A 5,157-nucleotide genomic window follows, 5' to 3' on the forward strand; every position below is an offset into this window, starting at 1 on the left:
TGTACTCCATCGCTTTATTTCCCATGCCAATTACCACCACGCAAGCTATTGCTCCCAGTAAAATGAAACCGGCGTACAGGCGTTTTCCACTCAACTTTTTTATCAACTTCAATTTCATCCGGGGTTCAATTATAGTTTTGTTTCAAATTTAAGTCCCGAATCTAGCCCACGCCAATTACCCACCTTTTAACTCCGGCTTACATCGCGATTATCACTGGGTTAATAGCTGGGTTAATTTTGTGCTATGCAGCATGTTTTAAAAACTATAATACACTGATTAATAGCACCAATTAAGATTAATTAAAAAAATTAACCCTCAATGGAATCGCCATTACGATTTGAGCAAATCATCGAAGGTAAGAGCCAGTTTTTCGCCGTACAATTCTTCGTATAACAACGCATATTTCTCGTAAGTATACTTCGCGGTATTCATATTATTCTGCAAAACCAAAGCCCGAAGCTTATAAGATAAGGCTTGGTCATTAACCGGGTCGGTGAGCAGAATCCGATCGGCCAGTTTCAAGATAAGCTCATGATCGTTTTCAGGATCGAGAAGATGAATAAACTTCAACAAATTATCCACGATATTATTTCCAACATGCCCCTTGTAATCATCCAGCCAATCATGAGATTCATCTTTAAAAACTTCTCCGGCCCGGATGATCTTATAGAAATCAGGGTAGAAAACCGGATCCTTTTCCTTGTTGGCCTCTAACAGTCTCAAGCACTCAACATAGTCGCAATAGACCGTTTTGCCAAATCTGATTGTCCAGCAATCGACATTAAAAACAACTTCCACCTCATCCATCCGTTCCAGTATAATCCGCAACTTTCGTATCGTAACCCCACGGCTGTTCTTCGCATTCTGATAGCTCAATCCAGGCCATAAAATGTGCGACAATTCCTTGGTCGATATACCCTTACGGTGATGCTGCGAATAAACAAGGATCAGCAAAAACAACTGTTTGATCTTCGGCGTAAATTGTCCGGTAATATCTACTTCATCCTTGTCCACCACCCGAAAATCACCAAAAAGCTGGATGTAATTCTTAATCGGATAATCGATTTGCCTGTCGTCCAGCTCTTTCAACTTTTCGGCAGAAAGCAAGCTCTTGCGTCCTAAACGTGCGGGCAGTTTCAAATAAATGAACAACAAAAGAAGCAAGGCCAGAAAAATCACGCCAATTTTGGACAACAAAGGATAACGTAAAAATAGGTTGCGACTTTGCGCCAAATCCATTAAATCTCTGCTTAAGCTCCAAATTTCTTCCTCGCCCAACGTGCGAGACCAAATAACAAGGTCGTCAATTTCGCCATTCATGTAGGCGTTCGAACTGTAGCCAGCCATGCCAACATAAATACTCTCACGTCCCTTGTAGGAAGGGTGCCCTAACGACCGGCTGTCCAATTTTCCATCCACGAAAATAGCCTGCTCGCCAGTCAGTTTATTGTAACGCCACACCAGGTGATACCACTTCCCGGGTTCAATAATGGTTTTTCCCTCCAGATCGTTGGCGTAAAACCCAAAATAAGGCTTACGGTTTCGCAACACCAGATGAATGGATTGTTGATACGAACTTCCCTTGGTTCCTATGATGCTAATATCGCGGTCTTCCACGTCATAGTCGCGGATTTTCACCCAAGCCGAAACCGTAAAGTCATGGTCACGCAATTTGAGCTCCTCAGCTTTGGGAAGCACAATGTGGCTCTCTTTTCCAAAGACTGCCACCATATTCCGGTCAGGATCATCCTGATAATGAACAGCCACATCCTTCCCGTTAAACCCATTATTACTGTAATCCATCGACCCATTTTCGAAAGAGTAATAAGCTTCCAGATCTTCCGTGATCTCTAACGGAACAGCGACAAAATGCTGCAACTTACTTTGTTCCGGCTCCTCAAAAACAACCGTTTCGGGCTTAAACTGGTATCCCGGACTTCGGGGGGTCAATACCAAAGTTTCGCCCGGCCCAACCGGAAAAGAATATTTTCCACTGGTCAGGCTGTTCGTCCCTTCCCAACTCACATAACTGAGCGTCTGTGCGTTGAACGTCACGGTTCCCTTTACCGTTTGAAAACTTCGGAGCTGGGAAAGTACTTGAATAATCCAGGTTTGGTAACGGTCAAGCATAATGAAATTCGGCGTTTTACCGGTGCTCTTCCAAACATTTTTGACATGCTCAATTAAATAAGGATTTTGAGTGGTATTAAAAAAAGACTCCTCCGGAAGTCCAGCTCGCCTTGGAAAGTTATAATCATTGTAAATCAGCAAATTGTTTTTTGGATCACCTTTCAAAAACTCACCAATAAAATCAGGTGCTTCCAAAATAGAGAAATACGGCTCCACAGCATAGTCCCAAACGTAGTGTAACCAATCCGGACTATTCCGGTGTTCCTGCATCTTGAAGATGATCACCCGCTTACCCGTTTCAACCATGTTCCTCAAGGTAGGCCACTCGTGCTCACTTTCATTCACATACAGATAATGCTGAATGCCTGACTGCTCAACCACTTCTGTCAGCTCATTCACATTCACATTGAAATCCAAAAACAAAGTCAGTATCTTATCCGGATTAGTCTCCAAGTGCTTCCGAATGACAACCAACTGATCCAGAAACGGCGTAGACTGCCCGTAGGCGTTAAGCAACATGAGCTGATTCTGCTGGCGCCCCCATTCCAGGTAAAACCGAAAGCCTCCAATATTGGCATCAAGCAATTGCTGAACCGATTGGTTTTCCTTTGAGGTTGCATCAGTCCCTGAAAAGTTGGAAATAACAAAAATGCTTTCATCATAATGCTTAAAAACCACATCTTCAGCAGCTATCAAAGCCTGAGCTGCCAGGAAAAAACCAACGAACAGGGAGATATATTTTATCTGCTTCTGATTTTTCATAAACAAGAAAACAAAAACCATTCAATTTTTAGTCAAACAAAGATATAAAAAGGCTTGAATCATTGCGATAGCTTTTAAGCCGGATCGAAATCCAGCATTAATCAGGCCATTTTTTTCAGAATTTGAAAATCGAACTGAATTTTTCCTATTTTTGTGGCTCAGAAGGGCTGTTAGCTCAGTTGGTTTAGAGCATTACCTTGACAGGGTAGGGGTCACTGGTTCGAATCCAGTACAGCCCACGGAGGCTATACTTCAAAATGAATCAAAATCCAGTAAATCAAATGATTACTGGATTTTTTTGTTTCTTCCAAATACCAAAATAATCCAATCAAATTCAATGTTCTGGTGATTGATCCGGTGAGTTGATTATTTATGTTATATTTACTCACCAGCATCACTGTAATCGTCTGTAATAATGCTCTTTGCATTTTTTAAAGTATGCTTTTTAGGTGCTAAAATGAAGCATTTTACAGCAAGTTTAATGAAATGCGCGTGAGTAAATCAATCCTAAGCACGCACACATACGTCTGCTATTTCTTTCAGGTAGGCATTCATCTTTTGATTGGTATGAGGAGGAAGGTCACTTTAGTTTTCATGTAAATCCGCTATCAGGATATTTATGGGAGGCAGACAGCTCTTTTATATCCATATTGTTTTGTATAGATGACACAATATAGTATATTTGATTGTTTGTCACTTATAAATACAATGAAGACATATATTACAAGAGAGATCTATAAGAAGCGGATTGACCGCTACATCGGAAAGGAGATTATAAAGGTTCTGATTGGCCAGCGCAGGGTTGGAAAGAGCTATTTGTTGTTTCAGGCTATGGATAGTATCCGTGAGCAGTTCCAAAATCCAAACATTATTTATATCAATCTCGAATTGAATGAGTATGAAAAACTCAATACATCGACGGCCCTTTATGACTACGTGAAATCAAAGTCAATTGAAGGAGGGCTCAATTTTCTGATGATAGACGAGGTTCAGGTTGTTCCTGAATTCGAGAAGGCACTGAGAAGTCTTTTGGCAGAAGGGGGCTTTGATATCTATTGCACAGGAAGCAATGCCAATATTTTGTCAGGAGAACTGGGTACATACCTGGGAGGGAGATATGTTGAAATCCCTGTTCATACCTTGAACTATCCGGAGTTTTTAGTTTTTCATAGACTCGAAAATACAGTGGACAGTTTAAACCAATATCTGAAATATGGCGGACTTCCATACCTGATTCACTTGGATCTTACTGACGAGACGGTTTTTGACTACTTAAAGAATATAAGTCAATCGATTCTTTTTAGGGATGTTGTTTCCCGTTTTGAGGTTCGCAATGTCGATTTTTTGAATCGTTTAATCAGGTACCTGGCGAATGAAACTGGAAACTTAATATCGGCCAGAGGGATTAGTAAATTCTTGAAGTCGCAAAATGTGCCTATTTCAATCAACGCAATTTTGAATTATCTGAATTATCTGACAACTGCGATGTTGATAGCGGGCGTGCAGCGCTCGGATATTCAGGGGAAGAAAGTTTTTGAGGTGGGCGAAAAGTATTATTTCAACGATATTGGCTTGCGAAATTCGATTGCCGGCTTTTCTCCTTTCGACTTGGGGCAAATTATTGAGAATGCAGTTTATCTTCACTTAAAGACTTTTGGGTATGATGTCTTGGTCGGAAAGCAGCAAGATCGTGAGATTGACTTTATTGCAGAGCGGGAAGGGGAAAAGGTGTACATTCAGGTTGCGCTTCGAATTACCGAGAAACAGACGATGGAACGCGAATTTGGAAATTTGTTGGACATTAAAGACAACTACCCGAAATATGTGGTTACGATGGATGAATATTCCGGGGTTAGTTACGAGGGAGTAAAGCATATTCCGTTAAGGCAGTTTTTGTCGGAATTTGTATAGAGGCGAGTTCTGGTTGTTGAAAAGAATTTGAGTGGAAATTAGTTCAAATTGGAGGATATCCTTAAATTTGCGTATTGTATTGCTAGTCAAAATAGTACAAAATATTTCGTCTGGAGCGATACGATGAGTTCTAGGAAAAGAACATTGAATTAAAGTGTTGTTAATGAGATGCTTGCTGGATATGGGTCGAGTCCAGCACAGCCCACTTCGGACTCTACAAATCGAATCAAAATCCAGTAAATGAATCATTTATTGGATTTTTGATTTTTTTCTCAAGCCAAAAATTATCAAATTCAATGTTCTGGTGAGTGATCCGGCGAGCGATTTTTTCTTCCATTCACTTATCGGAGTCT

Annotated in this window: 2 protein-coding genes and 1 tRNA gene; 2 read left to right on the plus strand and 1 reads right to left on the minus strand. The window is 40.8% G+C overall.

The window, feature by feature from the left end; all coding sequences use genetic code 11:
* Nucleotides 1-331 precede the first annotated feature (331 nt).
* The gene (locus AAC033_RS18190) at nucleotides 332-2,893 is read right to left on the minus strand and encodes a LamG-like jellyroll fold domain-containing protein (protein WP_339740795.1); all 2,562 of its coding nucleotides are present in this window, start codon (nucleotides 2,891-2,893) and stop codon (nucleotides 332-334) included.
* A gap of 164 nt (nucleotides 2,894-3,057) precedes the next feature.
* On the opposite strand from AAC033_RS18190, the gene AAC033_RS18195 reads away from it, so the two are divergent.
* Nucleotides 3,058-3,132 (plus strand) — tRNA-Val (locus AAC033_RS18195).
* 469 nt (nucleotides 3,133-3,601) lie between these two features.
* On the plus strand, nucleotides 3,602-4,804 hold the full coding sequence (locus AAC033_RS18200) for an ATP-binding protein (protein ID WP_339740798.1): 1,203 nt from the start codon (nucleotides 3,602-3,604) through the stop codon (nucleotides 4,802-4,804).
* Nucleotides 4,805-5,157: the final 353 nt, after the last annotated feature.

The sequence above is a fragment of the uncultured Sunxiuqinia sp. genome (assembly GCF_963974515.1).
Lineage (GTDB): Bacteria > Bacteroidota > Bacteroidia > Bacteroidales > Prolixibacteraceae > Sunxiuqinia.

Bases quoted from the DNA above. Each gene is read 5' to 3' on its own strand.
- AAC033_RS18190 (WP_339740795.1), bottom strand. From the start codon at position 2,893: ATGAAAAATCAGAAGCAGATAAAATATATCTCCCTGTTCGTTGGTTTT.
- AAC033_RS18200 (WP_339740798.1), top strand. From the start codon at position 3,602: ATGAAGACATATATTACAAGAGAGATCTATAAGAAGCGGATTGACCGC.